A 16724-nucleotide genomic window follows, 5' to 3' on the forward strand; every position below is an offset into this window, starting at 1 on the left:
CCCCTCCACGACCGGACAACGAGAACAACCAGCTCAGGACACGATTTCTGACTGGAGTATTAGGCGCGTGCGGTCAGCTCAGCCGGGCATCGGCGTACACGGTCATCGCATCGCGCTGGTAGACGGCGAGACCGTCGGCGATCTTGTCGAAGTTGGCCCGCATCTGCGGGTCGTCGACATAGGTCTGGCCCACTCCCTTGTACGCGGCCGCGGTCGGGGTCCAGAACCGGCAGATGCCCTGGTAGTTGGCGTCCACCTCGGCCTGTACCGCAGGGTCGGATACCGGCGTGCCGGCCACCATGAACTCCGCCATGCGGATCATCTGCGCCGTCACCTCACGCTGCCAGCGCTCCGTGTCCTCGGAGGTCATCGCCTCGACGGCCTGCCGTGACTGCTCCCACGCCTGCGGCCACCGCTCCCGTACCTCGGCCTCGGCCTCGGAGGGGGCCTGGAACCCCTCGAACAGGTTCTCCGGCTTGTTGATCTTCGTCATGTGGCCCTTGCCCTTACCTTCTTCCAGTTCGGCGATGGTGCGGCCGACCGTACGGGCCAGCGTCTCCAGCCGGTCCCGTTCCGCGAGCAGCCGTTGGTGGTGCTCACGGAGCACGGCCACCTGGTCGAGCTGGCTGTCCAGGACCGCCTGGATCTCGCGCAGCCCCAAGTCCAGCTCCCGCATCAGCAGGATCTGCTGCAACCGCAGCAGATCGGCCTCCTCGTAGTAGCGGTGCCCGTTGCTCCCGATCCATGCGGGCGGCAGCAGGCCGATCTCGTCGTAATGCCGCAGCGTCCGCGATGTCACCTTGGACATCCGCGCCACCTCCGCGATCGACCAGGCCATTGCCGGTTCCTCCCTCGCCGGGCCGGTCTCTCCGGCCACACACAAGACCGTAGAAGTTGCCGCAACGGAAAGCGCAAGCCCGAAGCCCTGTTGGCAGGCACCAGGGCCTGACCCGTCGGACAGGCCCTAGAGGTCAAGATGACCCGGTCATGCTGCCCGGCTAACGACGCGACTACGTCCGGGACTCGCTCGCGCATGGTGGGCCTCCTTCGCCACCGGCCGACTCGTTACCCGATCCCTGATTGCCGACAACCACTGACGCCGTTAGGAATCACTCGTCTAGGCTTCGGACGCACCTTGTGCTGACTGAGAGTAAGGCCCCGTCGTAGGTCACGGGTCCGCTGTCCGTCCTTCGATCATCAGGAGCGAACAACGGAGAGCGGCAGTGTCTCCGGTCAGGCAGCCGGGTAGCTGATGGTCGCATTGCCCTCGACGAAGTTACCGTCGTCCGCCTTCGTGAAGGTGAAGTAGTACGTTCCGTCCGTCTTCGCGTCGAAGTATGCGCGCTTGCCCTTGATGCATGTAAGCGCGTGACCTTCCAGTTTCGTGTCCGAGCCCCAGTCGTCCCGCATGAGGGTTGCATGGAAGGACCGCTGGTTACGGCACCAAGTGAACAGGATGGACACCTTGCCCATCTTCTGCTTCCAGGCTTGAGTGTCCATCCGATACATGAAGGCGAAGGAGACCTTCTTTTCGGCAGCTGCGGCGGGATTTGCCTGACTCAAAGTCAGGGCTGCGGTGCAGAGTGCGGCTGCCGTTGCACGCACGGCTCGTCGTCGGGTGGCCTGGAGCATGTGGTTCCCCTGTCTAGTGCGGGTGTGGCACCCCACAATTCCAGGGCCTTCCGAAACGCCCTATCCCCTGTTCGGGGGACGCATCGGGCCTGGAGGCACTGGGGCGCACCGCCCTCGTCGATCGGGCGCAGATGCCGGCCGCGGCCTCGCCCGGCTGCAACCCCCTGGAGGGGCACGCGGCACGTCGGTCACTGATAGCTGCTGCTCCCGTCGCCAGTCGACCGCGGGCGGGCCGCGAGATGCCGCCTGAGACACCGCGCGCCTGAGACACCCGTACAGGTCACATAACGCCATCCAGGATCACGCCGGGTGGCAGGCGTATGGCGGCCACGGCCAGGTCCCTCCGCAGCGCGGTGACGTCGCGGCCGGTGCGTGACTGCAGCCGTACGCTGTCTTCGGTCCGCCACAGCACGGTCCGGTGGCCATCGAGCTTGACCTCGTAGGCCCACGACGGACCCGTCGGCAGCTGGGGCACGGGGGTGTCCGCGGCGGTCGCGGTCGTCCTGGTCGTGGTGTTCGTGATCGTGCACCTGGCCGGCGGCGGCATGTCCGGGCACACGCCGTGACACCTTTTCCGCCGCGGCTGCGCAAGCTGACCCTCACCCTCCATGTCACCGCCTCGGTCGGCTGGTTGGGAGCGGTCGCCGCGTTTCTGGCGCTGGCCGTCGCCGGGCTGTCCAGCAGCGCTCCCCAGACGGTGCGGGGCGCCTATGTGGCGATGGACCTGGTGGGGTGGTCCGTGATCGTTCCCCTCAGCATTGCCTCGCTGCTGACCGGCGTTCTCCAGTCGCTGGGCACCGTCTGGGGGCTGCTGCGCCACTACTGGGTCATCGCGAAACTGCTGATCACGCTGCTGGTCACGCTGCTTCTGCTGGTGCACATGCAGCCGGTCGGACACCTCGCGGACGCGGCGGCCCGGGCCGCACTCGCGGGCGGCGAGCTGGAAGGCATGCGCATCCAGCTGATCGCCGACGCGGCCGCCGCCCTGCTGGTCCTGCTCACCGCGGCCGCCCTGTCGGTGTTCAAGCCGCGCGGCGTGACCCGCTACGGGCGCCGCCGCCAGCGCGAGCAGAACCTCCAGCCGCACTGAACCCGGCCCGAGGCCGATGGGCCGCCGGACATCGCCGGCTGCCGCCCGCCACCGCAAACGCGCCGGGGCGCATCCCCTGAGGGTGCGCCCCGGCGCGTTTGCGGTATGAGAGGTCAGTGGTAGGCGTGGACGACGGCGTGGCCCTTGCCCCGGCCGATCATCCACTTGTTGACCGGAGTCGTGATCACGAAGGCGACGGCGAAGCCGCCAAGCAACGCGGTCCAGAACAGGGCGTCGGACAGGTGGGCGTCCATCGCGCCGCTGAGGGCGATGACGCCGTTGTCGACGAGCTCCATGATCGCGATGGAGACGGTGTCCGCCGCCAGCGCCACCTTGACCGCGCTCATGAAGTCCAGGCCCGCCCTGCGGAGGGCGAACAGGGTGAAGGAGTAGCCGAAGACGAACGCCAGGGCGATCGCCAGGACCATGGTGGGCACGTTGCCCCACAGCAGGGCGGTGCCGATGACCATGCCGAGGATCTCGCCGATCGCGCATCCGGTCAGGCAATGCAGCGTTGCCTTCGCCGCCGTTCCCCAGGACGCGCCGCCATGCCCGCCGTGACCACCGTTCGCCTGGTGTGCGGCGTGGTCGTGAGCGGTGCTGGTGTGGTGTGCGGTGTGGTCCATGACTGTCATCCCCATTCCCGTCCAGTGTGGCCCGACCCGCGTCCCACACTACAACAATATACCCCTAGGGGGTATTTCGGGGAAGCGATGGAGAATGACGAGCAGTGGGGTGCGCGGGCCCGCGCCGGCGCTCGACACCCCCATCACTGGCGTGGGTCAGCTCTTGCCGAGGAGGTCGTTCATCCTGGTGATCTCAGCGGTCTGCGAGGTGATGATGGCGTCGGCCATCTTCTTGGCGTCGGGGAAGGCGCCGTCGGTCTTCTCCGTCTTGGCCATCGCTACCGCGCCTTCGTGATGCTTGATCATCATCTCCATGAAGGCGGTGTCGAACGCCTTGCCGGATGCCTTCTCCAGCCGGTCCATCTCCCCGGCCGTCATCATCCCGCCCGTGCCGTGAGCGGAGTGGTCCATGGCGCCCTCGGCGGGCACTTCCTCGCCCCAGGAGGTCAGCCACCCGGACAGGGTTTTGATTTCCGGGTCCTGGGCCTTCTTGATCTGTTCGGCGAGCGTCTTCACTTCGGCCGACTGGGCGCGGGACGGGGCGAGGTCGGCCATCTCCACTGCCTGGCGGTGGTGGGGGATCATTCCCTGGGCGAAGGCGGTGTCGGCGGCGTTGTGCTGGCCCTGCGTGGTGGAAGGCGAAGCGGATGCCGAGGTCGCGGTGTGGCCGTTGTGCCCGGTGGCGCTGTCGCCGTTTCCGCCGCAGGCGGCCAGGACGAGAGCGGCCGTGCCGGCGGCGGCCACGGCGGTGCCGCGGCGGATCAGGGATCGCTTGCGGATCATGGTGGTGCAACTCCTTGAAGCGCGCCTGTCTCTGGCGCGCGGGATCAGGGGGGAGAGAGCAGGCGAAAACACGGCCCCAGCCCCGGACAGGGTGTGCGGGGGTGCCGTGCGGGCCGCTCTATATCCGCAGGAGTTGCAGTTCGGAGAGGTCAGGCGGCGCCCGGCCCTGCACGGCCGACGTCGGCGCGGCGATCGGAACACCGGCAGCGGCCGGGGCGTCGGGCAGGGCGCCGGCCAGCGCGGGTGGCGCGTATGCGGAGCCGATACCGGCTGCCGCGCAGGTTCCGTCGGCGTGTGCGAGGTGCCCGGAGCCGCCGTCGGTGTGCGAGCATGCCGCGCTGGCCTTCTCCGTGGCAGGTGCATGGGCCATGGTCATGGCGTGTTCGGGTGCCGGCGCTCCGCTGGGAGCCAGTGCGTGCATGCCCAGGATCCCGGCCAGCACCGTGAGCACCAGCAGCGCGAACAGCGGCCCAGCGGGGCGGCGGCTCGATCGGGTGCTGCTGGTCATGCCCGCCATCGTACGGATACACACGCAACAGCGTGACGTTGAGGGACCCGCGCGCACGCCCGGCCTGCTGGCGGGCACGGACTCATCGCGCGAGGCATCCCATGCTGAGCAGGCCCACTTGCCCGTGCCGCCCTGCCTCGGCCACCGGCGGCCCCTCCCGTGGAGAGCTCATCGTCGTGGGCTGTTGGTGTTACGCCCCGCCGCCGGTCTCGGGTACTGGTGTGCCTGGGGGTGTGAAGGCGGCGAGCACCGTGGCGGTGATGTGGTCGGCGGCATGGTCGGGGGTGAGCCGGCCGGCGCGGATCTCCTCTGTCGCGCTGTGCATGACCGTGTGCAGGACATTGACCATCCAGGCGATCGGCAGGTCCGTACGGAAGGCTCCCTCGGCGCGGCCTCGAGCGACCAGCGTCTCGACCCGGGCGGCGGGGCCGGCATGCAGTTCGCGGATGCGTCCGGCGGGAAGTTCGCGTTGCGCGGCGGCGAGCAGGGCGCGTGCTTGGTCCACCAGGTGCCAGCCGGCCTCGATGTACCGCGCCAGGGCGAGCCGCGGGTCACCGGTCAGGTCGACCGTGTCCAGTACCTCGTTGCCCCGGTCGATGGCGCGGCTCATCGCCGCGTCGACGACCTCCGCCCGGGAGTTGAAGTGCGCATACAGCGTCACCCGGCCCACGCCCGCGGCCCGGGCGATCTCGCTCAGACTCGCCTCCGGGTTCTTTCCGAGGCACTCGGCTGCGGCCTGCACGATCGCGTCGATGCTGCGCAGCGCGTCGGCGCGCTTGGTGGCCGTTGAGTTCTTGCTGCCCATGCGCCCACAGTACCCCAGCAATTCGTACAGCCCTGTTTGGCTTATACCCCCGGGGCGTATAACGTGAACACCGCTGTTCGACTTAGCGACGAGGGGTGAGCGCCATGAGCGACACGGAAACCACCACCACACGCGCACCGGATGCACCGCATCCGCTGCGCTGGACAGCCCTGGGGCTGCTGGGGCTGGCCCAGCTGATGCTGATCCTCGACATCACCGTGGTCGCGATCGCGCTGCCTGACATGGGTGCTGAACTCGACCTGGGTCGCGCGGCGCTGACCTGGGTGGTCAGCGGATACGCCCTGACTTTCGGGAGTCTGATGCTGCTCGGCGGCCGGGCAGCGGACCTGTTCGGCCCGAAGCGGGTCGTCCTGGCCGGGCTCGCCGTGTTCACCGTCGCATCGCTGGCCGCCGGACTGGCCACCGGTGCCCCGCTGCTGCTTGCCGCACGCATCGCCCAGGGGGTGGGCGCCGCGATGCTCTCGCCCGCCGCACTCTCCGTGGTGGTGCGGCTGTTCGACGGCGACGAGCGCAACCGCGCGCTGGGCATCTGGTCGGCGCTCGGCGGCGGGGGTGCCGCGCTCGGCGTGCTGCTGGGCGGGCTGATCACGGCGGGGCCGGGGTGGGCGTGGGTCTTCTTCGTCAACGTCCCTGTGGGCCTGGTCGTCCTCGCCTCGCTCGCCCGGATCCTGCCCGGCTTGCCGCGCGCGGCCACCGGTTCCCTCGACATACCCGGCGCTGTGCTGGTCGCCGCCGCGACCGGCGCCCTCATCTACGCCCTGATCCGTGCCGGTGACCACGGCTGGCTCGACCTCGTCACGGTGGCTCTGGTCGCCGCCTCGGCAGCCGTCTACGCGGCCTTCGCTCTCTGGCAACGCCGGGCGGCGGCACCGCTGATGGACCTGCGTCTGCTCGGCCGGCGCCCGGTGGTGGCGGGCACCTTCGTCATCGCCGTGACCACGGCGCTGATGGTGGGGGCCTTCTTCCTCGGCTCCTTCTACCTCCAGAACCATCAGGGCCACGGTGCTCTGATGACCGGTGTGCTGTTCCTGCCGGTGGCGCTGCTGACCATGGCCGCCGCAGCAGCCGCCGGACGCGTGATCGGCCGTCTGGGAGCACGGCTGCTGGCTGTGCTCTCCCTCGCTGTGGCAGCCGCCGGGTTCCTCGTTCCGGTGCTGTGGTCGGGAACGGCCGCGATGGTCACCGGCGTCAGCGTGGCCGCTGCGGGTCTGGGCGCGCTGTTCGTAGTCGCCTCTGCCACCACGCTCGCCAGCGTCGCACCCCACGAGGCGGGGGTGACGTCGGGGATCGTGAGCACCTTCCACGAATTCGGCGCCTCGGCCGGCGCCGCGGCCGTCTCCAGCGCCGCCGCCACGAGCATCGCCGCCCGCACCAGCGCCCAGACCGGCTCCGGCTTCGACGACGCGTTCCTCATGGCCACCGGCCTGGCCGCAGCCTCCGCCGTCATCGTCCTGTGGCTGATCCCCGCCAAGCACGAGTAAGCCGAGGGCCGATGGGGTCGGCCGTGTTCAGCATCTCCGCAGCCGCGGCGCAGACGAAGCCGAAGACCCGACCCATGCACCCTGCCGGATCCCACCCACAACGGTCGGGCGTACCCGACGCGCTCAACGTGCTCACGGAGGCACTGGATGAACATCGGAAGGCGTCGGCTGCTGACGGCCGGCATCACCACGGCATGTGTCGGCGCGGCACTGGGCGCAGCCCTGTGGATCGGCGGCACGCAGCAAGAAAGCAACAACGGGCAAACCGGCCGGCAGGAAGCGGTCGCCGAACGCGGCCGGACCGTGATGCCCTTCGACCTCGAAGAGACCACCCACCACTTCACCCCGAACGAAACGGGCGGCATCCAGGACGTCGTCGCCGACCAACCCGATGACGAGAAGCAGATCGCCCTCATCCGGACCCACCTGAAGCAGGAGGCCAAGGCGTTCGGCCAGGGCGACTTCGGCGACCCCGCCCAGATCCACGGCGACAGCATGCCGGGACTGACGGCACTGCAAGATGGCTACGAGCGAATCGAGGTGCGCTACCGGGAACGGTCCGACGGAGCCACCCTCACCTACACCACCGACGAGCCCGCCCTGGTCGACGCGCTGCACGACTGGTTCAAAGCGCAGCTCAGCGACCACGGCGACCACGCCGAAACCGGCCATTGACCAGCAGCCGAGCATCACGGCAGGCCGTCACCGCACACGACGCACGATCGGAAGTGGACAGCTTGAGCGACCCGTACGAGTTGAGCGTGGGCGTGCCCTCGGCCGAGGTCTTCCGCCGCCTGCGCACCGATGCCGGCCTTTCGGACAAAGCCCCCGAGGCCGTCGCGCTCGCCCTGCCCAACACCTGGCACGGGGTGGTCCTCCACCACGGGGGGGAGCTCATCGGCATGGGGCGGATCATCGGTGACGGCGGTACCGCGTTCCAGATCGTCGACATGTGCGTCCACCCCGCACACCAGGGCCGCGGCCTCGGCAGGCGCATCATGGCCGCGCTCACCGGGGAACTGGAGCGCCGGGCGCCGGCCACCGCCTACGTCTCGCTGATCGCGGACGGCCCCGCCCGCGTCCTCTACGAGAAGTTCGGCTTCGCCGACACCGCCACGCACGGCTCGATCGGCATGTACCGCGTGATGGACGCCTGATCTCGGGCCTTCACCGGGGCAGGGTCTGGGTGATGCGCCACAGTCGGCGCGGCAGCTCGCCCTCCTCGAAGGCGTGGACCTCGTTCAGGGTCCAGCCGTCGGCGAGGGTATCGACGAGGGTGCGGTCGAAGAAGTGCACGGCGAAGCCGCCGTGTTCGTAGATGTGGTCGCCGCGGGCGGTGCCGGTGCCGTAGTGGGCGTCGCCAGTGTGGCGGACGGTGTAGACGAGGGTGCCGCCGGGCCGCAGCACCCGGCCGACCTCGCCGACGAGGGCGTGGATCTCCTTCGTCGACAGGGCCATGCACAGCAGCATGTGCGCGAACACCGCGTCCACCGAGGCGTCCGGCAGCGGCAGCGGGTCGCGAACGTCGTGCACGACCGCGGTCACACGATCGGTCACCCCCTGCTGCCGGGCGGCGGTCCGCAGCTGGTCGAGGCCGGTGGCGGAAAAGTCGGTGGCCCGGACGGTGAAGCCCTCGCGGGCGAGGTAGAGGGCGTCGCGGCCGTGGCCGGCCCCGAGCTCGACAACGTCACGGGCCCCGGCGGCACGGAGGACGCCGGCGGCGTGGACGGCTGCAGTCGAAGGCTCCTCCCCGTACATGCCGGGGTGCGCGGTGTACGTCTCTTGCCAGTGCGCCCTTTGCGCGTCGGCCAGGTCCTGACCGTCGTCCGTCATGAACGCCAGCATAGTCCACCGTTTTCTGAATTCAGGATCCGCTGTACTGTCATGGTGTGCTGACCGTTGCCTCCGACATCGACGTGCTGGCCCGCTTCGGCCGCGCGCTCGCCGATCCCATCCGCTGCCGGATCCTGCTCGCTCTGCGCCAGGCCCCCGCCTACCCGGCCGACCTCGCCGACGCACTCGGCGTCTCCCGCACCCGGCTGTCCAACCACCTGGCCTGCCTGCGCGACTGCGGCCTGGTCGTCACCGTGCCCGACGGCCGCCGCACCCGCTACGAACTCGCCGACGAACGCCTCGGCCACGCCCTCGACGACCTGCGCGCCACGGTAGTCGCAGTGGAGGCGGACAAGACCTGCCCGGAGACGGAGTCGAAGGGCTGCTGCTGATGACCGCGATATCCCTCGGCCCCTCCCGGGCCCGCCGCGAGACGCTCACCCGCCGAATACGCCTGCTGGTCACCGCGACGATCACCTACAACGTCATCGAGGCAGCCGTCGCCCTCACCGCCGGCACCCTCGCCTCCTCCACCGCCCTGATCGGCTTCGGCCTGGACTCCGTCATCGAAGTCTCCTCCGCCGCCGCGGTCGCCTGGCAGTTCTCCGCACGCGAGCACGCCATACGCGAAGCCCGCGAGAAGACCACGCTGCGGATCATCGCGGTGTCGTTCTTCGCGCTCGCCTTCTACGTCACCATCGACGCCGTCCGTGCCCTGACAGGAACCGGCGACGCCGAACGCTCCATCCCCGGCATAGTCCTCGCGGCCCTCTCGCTGGCGGTGATGCCGTTCCTGTCCGCCGCCCAGCGGCGTGCCGGACGGGAACTCGGCTCCGCCTCCGCGGTCGCCGACTCCAAGCAGACCCTGCTGTGCACCTACCTGTCGGCCGTCCTCCTGGTCGGTCTGATCCTCAACGCCACCCTCGGATGGTCCTGGGCCGACCCCGTGGCCGCCCTGGCCATCGCCGCCATCGCCGTCAAGGAAGGACGGGACGCATGGCGGGGCGAAGGCTGCTGTGCGCCGACGGCCACTCCTACGGCTGCTCCGTCGAACGAGGACGCGTGCGGCTGCCGGCCCGGCTGCACCTGCTGCTCATGAACATCTCGTTGCGGAACACCCCTGTCGCCGCCCGGCGCGCTGATGCTGACCCGACGGGTGACGGGCGGGGGCAATGGTGGACTGGACGGTGCCCGGAGGGCTGGCAGCCGGTCTGCTGATCGCCACGGTGACCGCCCCGGTGCTGCTGCCACTCGGCTTCTGGCTGTGCCTGCGCGCCCTCGCCCCGGCCAGCCATCACCTGCCGCCCGCGGGCGAGTTGGCCCCACGTACCCTCACCGGCTTCGCCCTGGCGGTCGGCGTGGTCGGCGGCATCTACGCCCATCGGCGGCGGCTCCCTGCTCGGCCCCATCCTCGTCGGACGGGGTCTGCCCGTTGCCCGCGTCGCCCCGGCCGCGCTCGCCGCCACCTTCGCCACCCCCTCGTCGGCGCCGCCGCCTACACGCTGCTGGCACTCGCGAGCACCGGGGACGTCGCCCCCGACTGGTAGCTCGGCCTCGCCTGCGGCACCGGCGGCCTGCCCGGCGGCTACCTCGGCGCCCGCCTCCAACCCCGCCTGCCCGAACGCGCCCTGCGCGTCCTGCTCGGCACCCTCGCCACCGACCTCGGCACGCTGTACGCCAGCCAGACCCTGACGTGACCGCCCGGTTGCTGACCTCGAAGGAGGGGCGCAGCAAGCGGAGTTCGCTATGGACAACGGACAGGGAGAAACCCTGTCCATAACTTCGGCTCGCCGGCCCACCCCGGCCGCAGAGCAGAATCAGGCACGTATCCCCAGGCGCGCCAGGACTCCGCTTTCAGTGGAGCCGGGAGAGCCTGAGCTGCCGCTGAGCGGTGAGCTCCATGTGGGGTCGTGCCATACGCCCCCCGCCGCGTGGTCGAGAAGGTGCTCTGCCGTGGTGGGGGCGGTTTCCTGCGGGGCCCCGACCGCAACCAGAGCGGCACTGAGCATCTCCACTGCCTCGTCCGGTAGAGCATGATCCTTGAGCAGGGGAAGCAGTAGCAGGAGGCGGGCAGCTGGGTTCTCGATGCCCTCAGCTCCGGAGCACGGACTGTCGGCTATGTGGATCAGTTCACGCCACCTCAGTGTGTTCCCTTCCAAATCACCCTCCCAACTGGCGATTCGGTGGGCACTGCTCCGGCTCGGATGGGTGAGGAGGTAGTCGACTCCGTAGTCGCCAACGAGGTTGCGGTAGACCACCACGACCTCGTACTCGCCCTCAAGCGGCACCCGGAACACCGGCCACCGCTCGGGATCCATGAGTACCTCTGACATGGCATCAACATCGGCTCCGTCATCGCCGAACCACTCCGGCTCAGCACCCACATCACGACAACACGAGCCCAGCAAGTGGTTCGACCAGAAGCCCGGACGGGCTACCAGTGACTCCTCAGCGGCCAACGGGCCGCCGTCGTATCCCTCAATCAGCACGCCACAAGCCTGCCACCAGCCCCCGACCCGGCTCGTGCCGGGCACCAACGCGGAGGATCTGCCGATGCGGGAGAGCCTTTAGGCGTCGTTGCGCGCTGTATGGAACTTCGGGGGGCTGGTAGGAGTTGGCAGGAGGACGCGGGGAAGGTGCGCGTTCGACCGGAACGACGTGGGCTGAAGCTGAGGTGGCAGGGATGGCGATGTGGGATCGGATCAAGGATCAGGCGAAGGGTCTGCAGCAGCAGGCACAGGGGGGCGGCGGTGTCGGCGGGCAGGGCCGGCCGGGCGCGGGGTCTGCCGGGGGATCGCGGGCGCAGCTGGTGAGCACGCTGAAGTCTCAGCTCACCTCCCTCAAGGCGGAGCTGAAGAGCGGTGCTTACCGGGATGCCAGCATGGCCATGTGCGCTTTGGTCGCTGCCGCTGACGGGCATGTCGACCCGGCCGAGCGGCAGCATGTGGAGTCGCTGATCCTGCACAACGACGTATTGCAGAATTTCCCGCCCGACCAGCTGCGGCAGCGGTTCAACCACCACGTCGACCGGCTGGCGTTCGACTTCCAGCAGGGCAAGGCCGACGTCCTGCAGGAGATTGCCAAGGCCGCGAAGAAGCCGGCGGAGGCCAGGGCGGTCGTGCAGACCGGCTTCGTCGTTGCGGGTGCGGACGGATACGTCGCGCCGGCTGAGGAGCAGGTCCTGCGCGAGGCGTGCTCGGTGCTCGGTGTGTCCACCCAGGAGTTCGGGCTCTAGCGGCGAGCGCCCGGTGCACACCGCCGCTGTCCGCGACCTGGGTGTGACGGGCGCCCTCACAGCGCGGCGGGGACCCGGGGTTCGTCCGTTGCGGGCTTGCCGCGCAGGAGCCAGCTGGTGACTGAGCTGAGCGGCAGCCCCGCAGCGGCCGGCCCGGCTCCTCCCGCCGGAACGAGCAGCACGGTGTGCCCGTCGGCGGGGATGGCGCCGCCGGGCCGGCTGCCGAACGTGATGCCGGCGCGGAGGGCCGAGTTGTTGACGGTCAGTGCCATCGCGGCCGATGTGGGTCCTGCCGAGGCGACGGTCTGGGAGTTCAGCGCCGGGATGGTGGCGTAGTGCGCGGCACCGAGTACGGGGAACAGGACGGCCACTGCCCAGGCGTTGTCGACGAGCAGGATGAGCAGCAGCAGGGCGGCAGCGGTGGTGCCCGGGGTTGCGAGGACTGCGGTGGGCAGGTGGCGGTCGGCTGGTCGGCTCCGATCAGGTTGCCCGCGACACCACCCGGTCCGTCGGGCCGGAGCAGGACGGTGACGGTGGAGGACTTGAATCCGGCGGCGTGCGTCAGATTGGGCGACGTGTACGTGTACAGGGCGAACATACCGCCGGTCCCCGGCACGATGACCAGGGCGACCAGGACCATGGTCACGAAAAGCGTGAAGGCGCGCCGGCCGTCCACGGCCGTGTGGCGGGCGCCGGGCTTTTCGACCGGTGCGGCCTTTGGGACGTTGTGGCGCAGGAGCAGCAGCGTCGATGCAAGGCTGAGTGCGGCCGGCGCCCAGGAGGTGGCGCGCCAGCCCCAGTTGTCCCCGGCCGGCGTTCCCGTCGGCATGCCGATGACGGTCGCGAGGCCTGTCCCGGGAGTGACCTTGGCTGCCCGCGCGGCGCGCTTGCGAGGCGGCGCCATGTCATGCGCGGCCGCGACGAAGGCGGCGATGAGGGTGGAGTGGGCCAGCGCGCTCACCATCCGGCCCGCGACCCGCCGGCCGAGACCTGGGGCGAGTGCGGCGGTGACATTGCCGGGGATGACGACGCCCATCATGCCGGGCAGCAGGACCTCTGCGCAGCCGGGCGGTGAGGGCCGTCAGGCATGGACCGGCGTTCACCACGACCACCGCGTACATGCTGATCAGCATGCAGCGCGATGAGCTGCTGCTTCCCGAGTCCGTGCCGGTCATCAACCCGGACGTGACGGCGGCGGAGGTGATCGCGGACCTGAAGACACTGCCGCTGTGGCCGGGCGTCTCGCCGGGGCGTGCCGTACCGGCGTCGTTGCATGCCTTGCACGCCGTGGTGGTGCGGCCGGGTCCATGGCGTGGTGGCTGAACACCGGTGTGTCTGAGGGTTCTTACCCACTGGTGATGGACGCATCCGCCCTGTAGCGTCGCTGGCAGATGTCGTGGTTCGCAGTTCCTGCCCGCGCCGAGGTGCGGGCGTTTTGCTGTGCAGTGCCGAGGACCAGGACGACAACCTCCGGGTCCGCGCGGTGCGGACTCGTCATCAGATGAAGGGCATCAGCATGGCCAGCGGAACCGTCAAGTGGTTCAACGCCGAAAAGGGCTTCGGCTTCATCGCGCAGGACGGCGGCGGCCCCGACGTCTTCGCGCACTACTCCAACATCAATGCCAGTGGCTTCCGTGAGCTCCAGGAAGGCCAGGCCGTGACGTTCGACATCACCCAGGGCCAGAAGGGTCCGCAGGCGGAGAACATCACTCCGGCCTGACCTTGCACCAAGGCCGGCACGGTGCCCGGGGTCGGGGCTTGCTCCCGGGGGCGCCGTGCCGGCGCGGCGGACCGCGACCGTTCCTTGCGCGGGGCGCTGTCACGGCACTGCCCGGACTCACCCCAGCAGGCACACAGCACCTTGCCTCGCCCACGCTCATGCACGCTCTTGCAGCGCGCGGATGCTCATGCACGCTCTTGCAGCGCGCGGATGCTCGTGTGGGATGAACCGGGCCGAGCAGGGACGCGTTGATCAGGGCCTGGGTGCCGTCTTGGTCGCTGTCCGGCGGCTGGGCTGGGACACTTGCGCGTGGTGGGAGGGCATCGACCGGCTCGACTTGGTGCGCCAGTGCCTGGGCCGGCTCCCCACCCGCAAGGGCCGCCCCGCCTGCCACCGCGACGGCCGTGTGGCTGGCTACGTCCTGCTTGACCCGGAGGGTAGGTCGTTACGGGTCGTGGGCATGTTGTGTCGCGGTGTCTGTGTGGCTGTTGCTCCAGGATCGCGATGCGAGCCCGATGGTGTGTATGCCAGGAGCGCGCCCGGCGAAGGGGTTGGCCTGTGCGCTGTCGAGTCTTGTGGGGAGGGGTACAAGACCGGGTGCTCGGGGTGGGGCGTTCCGTCCACGGCCATGCGGGGCTGGGGGTGCCGTTGTCGCTGTGGTCGGCGTGGCCGGGGGTGTGGCTGGCCGGGGTGGTGTCGGTTCTTGTTGAGTCAGACCACTGTCCGGGGCGTTCTTGATCCGGTCCGCGGTGCGGGTCGCGGGGGCGGGGGAGTGGAGGGTCTTGGGCGGGCGGGGGTTGGTCGCGGTGTTGCAGGAGGTGTTCGCCGGGCGCGTTCGCCGGGTGCGCTGGGTGGGGGGTCAGCCGAGGTTGTTGCCCCAGAGGGTGGTGTCGTTGCTTTTGAGGCTGGGAACGCCGTCGTAGGTTGCGCCGTCCGCGGTGACCAGTGGTGCGGTCAGCTGGTCTTCCAGTACGCCGTCGCGGATTTGGACGATGGTGCTGTCGTGGTCGGTTTTGCCGGGTTTGAAGGTTTTGCCGTCGATTGCTGCTTTCAGGTAGTAGAGGGCGTATTTGGCGTAGAGGTCGGCGGGCTGGGAGACGGTGGCGTCGATCTTGCCTTCGGCGATGTTCTTGAGTTCTCTGGGGATGCCGTCGTTGGAGACGACGAAGACGTGTTTTTTGTCCTGCGGGCTGACGAGGAGGCCCTGTTGTTTGAGTACTTGGAGGGTGCCGGAGAGTGCGAAGCTGGCCTGCATGTAGATGCCTTTGATGTCGGGGTGGGCGGTGAGGTCTGTCTGCAGTTTCTGTGCGGCGACGGCGCCGTCCCAGTTGGTCGTTTCTCCGAAGACTTTGATTTTGGGGTAGTGCTGCTTCATGCACTGGTTGAATCCCTCGGTGCGGTCGCGGCTGTTGATCGAGGCGAGGTCGCCCTGGAGCATGACGACTTTGCCTTTGCCGCCGAGTTTGGTGCCGAGGAAGCGGCAGGCTTTCTCTCCGTACTCGCGGTTGTCGGCGCGTACCACCATGTAGACGTCGCCGGTGTCGGGGCGGGTGTCGAGGGTGACCACGGGGATGTTCTGTGCGGCGAGTTGCTGGAGGGTGGGTGCGATGACGGCGGTGTCCTGCGGGGCCATCGCGACGCCCTTCACCCCGTGGATGATGAAGGTCTGTGCGTTGGCGGCGAGTTTGGCGGCGTCGTTGTGTGAGGAGGTGGTCTTCAGCTCCAGGCCGAGTTCTTTGGCGAACTGCGGGGTGTATTTGATGTAGGCGTTCCAGAAGTCGGTGTCGGAGCGGGGGTAGTCGACGCCCACCACCGGGGCGTCGTCCGCGTCGTCGCCGGAATTGCCGCAGGCGCTGAGTGCGGTGACGGCGAGGGCGAGGGCGGTGACGGCGCCGAGGCCGGGGTGTCTGAGGCATCGGGTCTTCACGGCTGGTTCTCCTTGCGGGCGGTTTCGTGCGGGAGGCCAGGCGCGGGGCCGGATCCGTGGTGTGTGGGTGCCTGCGTTGGCGGCGGGGTCAGTGCCTGTGGAACCGGAGAGCGGGCTCGCAGGGCACGCGATGGCGATGGCGATGGCGTCGGTGTCGGCGGTGTCGGTGGTGTCGGTGGTGGTGACAGGTTGGCCCCTCGGCTGGTGGGCGGCCGGGGCTGCGCGTCGGCCGTTGGGCCGGTGGCGCGGTCCAGCGGGCGGCCGGTCCACGGTGTGTCGGCGGTGGCGGGGTTGGCGCAGTTCACTCGGATCCCGCGGTGCACGGGGCCGGCGGCGGTCGCGTGGATGAGGGGGGCAGACGCGTCCTGGGTCGATGAGGGCGGGGCCCGGTCGGGCAGCCCTGCGGTCGCGGCGGTGGAGCGGGTGCTGACGGTCGCCGCGCTGCGGGAGCGGCGCCGGTGCGGCGGGGCGGCCCGGGACACTCGCACGGTGGCGAAGGCGTTGGCGCCGAAGACCGGGCGCCGTTCGTCGTCGGTGTCGGCCTCGATGGAGGGCTGGGCGCCGATACCGGCGTTGTCGGCCAGGATGTGGATGCTGCCGAGCCGCCGTGCGGCCTCCTCGACCGCCGCCCGTACGGCCGCGTCGGCCAGGCCGGCCGCGTCGGCTAGGTCGGTGAGGTCGGTGAGGTCGGCCACGTCGGCCGGCGGTGTGGGCATGTCGGCTGGTGGTGTGGGCACATCGTCGGGCTTGAGGCCGAGGCAGGGGGCCCCGCGGGCGGCGGGCAGCCGCGCCTTGGCCGGTCCGATACCTGATGCGTCACCGGTCGATACTGCCGTCAGATCGGCATACTCCGACGCGCTCATGCTGTTGCCTCCGTTTTCCACACTAGGCCGTCAGGGTGGCGATGAGCGGTCGGTGATGCCGGGTGGGGTTCGGCGCTGGTGCCAGGGTCGACCGCCGTTGGGTATCGGCCGCTGACCGGGAGGTTTTCCTGGCGCTACTGGCCATCTGCCGCTGGGGGTGACAGCCGTGCGGCAGTCGCGGGAAGCGGGACGGGCTTGGT

The 16724-nt window shown here is 69.7% G+C and carries 22 protein-coding genes and 2 pseudogenes; 11 read left to right on the top strand and 13 right to left on the bottom strand.

Annotated features, from left to right (window positions below; genetic code table 11):
- Nucleotides 1-73: 73 nt before the first annotated feature.
- From IE263_RS46945 to IE263_RS46955, 3 genes are all read right to left on the bottom strand, one after another.
- Nucleotides 74-838, bottom strand: a complete 765-nt coding sequence (locus IE263_RS46945; protein WP_189944293.1) for a MerR family transcriptional regulator — start codon at nt 836-838, stop codon at nt 74-76.
- 395 nt (nt 839-1233) lie between these two features.
- A complete protein-coding gene (locus IE263_RS46950; protein ID WP_189944294.1) occupies nt 1234-1632 on the bottom strand; it encodes a hypothetical protein in 399 nt (132 codons plus the stop codon).
- A gap of 280 nt (nt 1633-1912) precedes the next feature.
- Nucleotides 1913-2191 carry an ATP-dependent DNA ligase gene (locus tag IE263_RS46955; RefSeq protein ID WP_189944295.1) on the bottom strand — a complete coding sequence of 93 codons (279 nt, stop codon included), beginning with the start codon at nt 2189-2191 and terminating at the stop codon, nt 1913-1915.
- 3 nt (nt 2192-2194) lie between these two features.
- On the opposite strand from IE263_RS46955, the gene IE263_RS46960 reads away from it, so the two are divergent.
- Entirely contained in the window at nt 2195-2722 is a 528-nt protein-coding gene (locus IE263_RS46960; RefSeq protein WP_189944296.1) for a hypothetical protein, read from the top strand.
- 113 nt (nt 2723-2835) lie between these two features.
- On the opposite strand, the gene IE263_RS46965 is transcribed toward IE263_RS46960, so the two are convergent.
- From IE263_RS46965 to IE263_RS46980, 4 genes are all read right to left on the bottom strand, one after another.
- On the bottom strand, nt 2836-3348 hold the full coding sequence (locus tag IE263_RS46965; RefSeq protein WP_189944297.1) for a DUF4396 domain-containing protein: 513 nt from the start codon (nt 3346-3348) through the stop codon (nt 2836-2838).
- A gap of 156 nt (nt 3349-3504) precedes the next feature.
- The gene (locus IE263_RS46970) at nt 3505-4131 is read right to left on the bottom strand and encodes a DUF305 domain-containing protein (RefSeq protein WP_189944298.1); all 627 of its coding nucleotides are present in this window, start codon (nt 4129-4131) and stop codon (nt 3505-3507) included.
- A gap of 118 nt (nt 4132-4249) precedes the next feature.
- The gene (locus IE263_RS46975) at nt 4250-4639 is read right to left on the bottom strand and encodes a DUF6153 family protein (protein ID WP_189944299.1); all 390 of its coding nucleotides are present in this window, start codon (nt 4637-4639) and stop codon (nt 4250-4252) included.
- A 190-nt stretch (nt 4640-4829) separates the two neighbouring features.
- Nucleotides 4830-5444 (bottom strand): TetR/AcrR family transcriptional regulator, encoded by a 615-nt coding sequence (locus tag IE263_RS46980; RefSeq protein ID WP_189944300.1) that lies wholly within the window; start codon nt 5442-5444, stop codon nt 4830-4832.
- Nucleotides 5445-5548: 104 nt separating this feature from the next.
- Here IE263_RS46980 and IE263_RS46985 point away from each other — a divergent pair, with 104 nt between their 5' ends.
- The 3 genes from IE263_RS46985 (at nt 5549) to IE263_RS46995 (ending at nt 8103) form a co-directional block, all read left to right on the top strand.
- Nucleotides 5549-6946, top strand: a complete 1398-nt coding sequence (locus IE263_RS46985; protein WP_189944301.1) for an MFS transporter — start codon at nt 5549-5551, stop codon at nt 6944-6946.
- A 147-nt stretch (nt 6947-7093) separates the two neighbouring features.
- Nucleotides 7094-7621, top strand: coding sequence for an aspartate carbamoyltransferase (locus IE263_RS46990; protein ID WP_189944302.1), 528 nt, complete (start codon nt 7094-7096; stop codon nt 7619-7621).
- A gap of 53 nt (nt 7622-7674) precedes the next feature.
- The gene (locus IE263_RS46995; protein WP_189944303.1) at nt 7675-8103 is read left to right on the top strand and encodes a GNAT family N-acetyltransferase; all 429 of its coding nucleotides are present in this window, start codon (nt 7675-7677) and stop codon (nt 8101-8103) included.
- A gap of 10 nt (nt 8104-8113) precedes the next feature.
- On the opposite strand, the gene IE263_RS47000 is transcribed toward IE263_RS46995, so the two are convergent.
- On the bottom strand, nt 8114-8779 hold the full coding sequence (locus tag IE263_RS47000) for a class I SAM-dependent methyltransferase (RefSeq protein WP_189944304.1): 666 nt from the start codon (nt 8777-8779) through the stop codon (nt 8114-8116).
- Nucleotides 8780-8835: 56 nt separating this feature from the next.
- Here IE263_RS47000 and IE263_RS47005 point away from each other — a divergent pair, with 56 nt between their 5' ends.
- From IE263_RS47005 to IE263_RS47015, 3 genes and pseudogenes are all read left to right on the top strand, one after another.
- On the top strand, nt 8836-9171 hold the full coding sequence (locus tag IE263_RS47005) for an ArsR/SmtB family transcription factor (protein WP_189944305.1): 336 nt from the start codon (nt 8836-8838) through the stop codon (nt 9169-9171).
- Nucleotides 9171-9878, top strand: a complete 708-nt coding sequence (locus IE263_RS47010; protein ID WP_189944306.1) for a cation efflux transmembrane domain-containing protein — start codon at nt 9171-9173, stop codon at nt 9876-9878. The genes IE263_RS47005 and IE263_RS47010 overlap by 1 nt, the downstream gene beginning before the upstream one ends.
- Nucleotides 9879-9960: 82 nt before the next feature.
- Nucleotides 9961-10476: pseudogene (locus IE263_RS47015) on the top strand (TSUP family transporter); the annotation flags it as partial.
- 120 nt (nt 10477-10596) lie between these two features.
- Here IE263_RS47015 and IE263_RS47020 read toward each other — a convergent pair.
- Nucleotides 10597-11268 carry a hypothetical protein gene (locus tag IE263_RS47020; RefSeq protein ID WP_189944307.1) on the bottom strand — a complete coding sequence of 224 codons (672 nt, stop codon included), beginning with the start codon at nt 11266-11268 and terminating at the stop codon, nt 10597-10599.
- 194 nt (nt 11269-11462) lie between these two features.
- Here IE263_RS47020 and IE263_RS47025 point away from each other — a divergent pair, with 194 nt between their 5' ends.
- Entirely contained in the window at nt 11463-12014 is a 552-nt protein-coding gene (locus IE263_RS47025; protein WP_189944315.1) for a tellurite resistance TerB family protein, read from the top strand.
- Nucleotides 12015-12070: 56 nt separating this feature from the next.
- On the opposite strand, the gene IE263_RS47030 is transcribed toward IE263_RS47025, so the two are convergent.
- Both IE263_RS47030 and IE263_RS47035 read right to left on the bottom strand, forming a co-directional pair.
- Nucleotides 12071-12286, bottom strand: coding sequence for a hypothetical protein (locus IE263_RS47030; protein ID WP_189944308.1), 216 nt, complete (start codon nt 12284-12286; stop codon nt 12071-12073).
- 41 nt (nt 12287-12327) lie between these two features.
- A complete protein-coding gene (locus IE263_RS47035; protein ID WP_189944309.1) occupies nt 12328-13053 on the bottom strand; it encodes an MFS transporter in 726 nt (241 codons plus the stop codon).
- Nucleotides 13054-13145: 92 nt separating this feature from the next.
- Here IE263_RS47035 and IE263_RS47040 point away from each other — a divergent pair, with 92 nt between their 5' ends.
- From IE263_RS47040 to IE263_RS49310, 3 genes and pseudogenes are all read left to right on the top strand, one after another.
- Nucleotides 13146-13337 (top strand): hypothetical protein, encoded by a 192-nt coding sequence (locus IE263_RS47040; protein WP_189944310.1) that lies wholly within the window; start codon nt 13146-13148, stop codon nt 13335-13337.
- A gap of 193 nt (nt 13338-13530) precedes the next feature.
- Entirely contained in the window at nt 13531-13734 is a 204-nt protein-coding gene (locus IE263_RS47045; protein ID WP_037751662.1) for a cold-shock protein, read from the top strand.
- A gap of 223 nt (nt 13735-13957) precedes the next feature.
- Nucleotides 13958-14350: pseudogene (locus tag IE263_RS49310) on the top strand (DUF6009 family protein); the annotation flags it as partial.
- A 243-nt stretch (nt 14351-14593) separates the two neighbouring features.
- On the opposite strand, the gene IE263_RS47050 reads toward IE263_RS49310, so the two are convergent.
- Together IE263_RS47050 and IE263_RS47055 are read right to left on the bottom strand one after the other, a co-directional pair.
- Nucleotides 14594-15661, bottom strand: coding sequence for a sugar ABC transporter substrate-binding protein (locus IE263_RS47050; RefSeq protein ID WP_189944316.1), 1068 nt, complete (start codon nt 15659-15661; stop codon nt 14594-14596).
- Entirely contained in the window at nt 15658-16524 is an 867-nt protein-coding gene (locus IE263_RS47055) for an SDR family NAD(P)-dependent oxidoreductase (protein ID WP_229911561.1), read from the bottom strand. Before IE263_RS47055 ends, IE263_RS47050 begins: the two co-directional genes overlap by 4 nt.
- Between the last annotated feature and the right edge of the window lie 200 nt (nt 16525-16724).

Source organism: Streptomyces aurantiogriseus, assembly GCF_014649375.1.
Lineage (GTDB): Bacteria > Actinomycetota > Actinomycetes > Streptomycetales > Streptomycetaceae > Streptomyces > Streptomyces aurantiogriseus.

Excerpts from the sequence above, each read along its gene's own strand:
- IE263_RS46945 (WP_189944293.1), bottom strand. The coding sequence starts at position 838 with ATGGCCTGGTCGATCGCGGAGGTGGCGCGGATGTCCAAGGTGACATCG.
- IE263_RS46950 (WP_189944294.1), bottom strand. The coding sequence starts at position 1,632 with ATGCTCCAGGCCACCCGACGACGAGCCGTGCGTGCAACGGCAGCCGCA.
- IE263_RS46965 (WP_189944297.1), bottom strand. The coding sequence starts at position 3,348 with ATGGACCACACCGCACACCACACCAGCACCGCTCACGACCACGCCGCA.
- IE263_RS46970 (WP_189944298.1), bottom strand. The coding sequence starts at position 4,131 with ATGATCCGCAAGCGATCCCTGATCCGCCGCGGCACCGCCGTGGCCGCC.
- IE263_RS46975 (WP_189944299.1), bottom strand. The coding sequence starts at position 4,639 with ATGACCAGCAGCACCCGATCGAGCCGCCGCCCCGCTGGGCCGCTGTTC.
- IE263_RS46980 (WP_189944300.1), bottom strand. The coding sequence starts at position 5,444 with ATGGGCAGCAAGAACTCAACGGCCACCAAGCGCGCCGACGCGCTGCGC.
- IE263_RS46985 (WP_189944301.1), top strand. The coding sequence starts at position 5,549 with ATGAGCGACACGGAAACCACCACCACACGCGCACCGGATGCACCGCAT.
- IE263_RS46990 (WP_189944302.1), top strand. The coding sequence starts at position 7,094 with ATGAACATCGGAAGGCGTCGGCTGCTGACGGCCGGCATCACCACGGCA.
- IE263_RS47000 (WP_189944304.1), bottom strand. The coding sequence starts at position 8,779 with ATGACGGACGACGGTCAGGACCTGGCCGACGCGCAAAGGGCGCACTGG.
- IE263_RS47010 (WP_189944306.1), top strand. The coding sequence starts at position 9,171 with ATGACCGCGATATCCCTCGGCCCCTCCCGGGCCCGCCGCGAGACGCTC.
- IE263_RS47025 (WP_189944315.1), top strand. The coding sequence starts at position 11,463 with ATGGCGATGTGGGATCGGATCAAGGATCAGGCGAAGGGTCTGCAGCAG.
- IE263_RS47030 (WP_189944308.1), bottom strand. The coding sequence starts at position 12,286 with ATGGCACTGACCGTCAACAACTCGGCCCTCCGCGCCGGCATCACGTTC.
- IE263_RS47035 (WP_189944309.1), bottom strand. The coding sequence starts at position 13,053 with ATGATGGGCGTCGTCATCCCCGGCAATGTCACCGCCGCACTCGCCCCA.
- IE263_RS47040 (WP_189944310.1), top strand. The coding sequence starts at position 13,146 with ATGCAGCGCGATGAGCTGCTGCTTCCCGAGTCCGTGCCGGTCATCAAC.
- IE263_RS47045 (WP_037751662.1), top strand. The coding sequence starts at position 13,531 with ATGGCCAGCGGAACCGTCAAGTGGTTCAACGCCGAAAAGGGCTTCGGC.
- IE263_RS47055 (WP_229911561.1), bottom strand. The coding sequence starts at position 16,524 with ATGAGCGCGTCGGAGTATGCCGATCTGACGGCAGTATCGACCGGTGAC.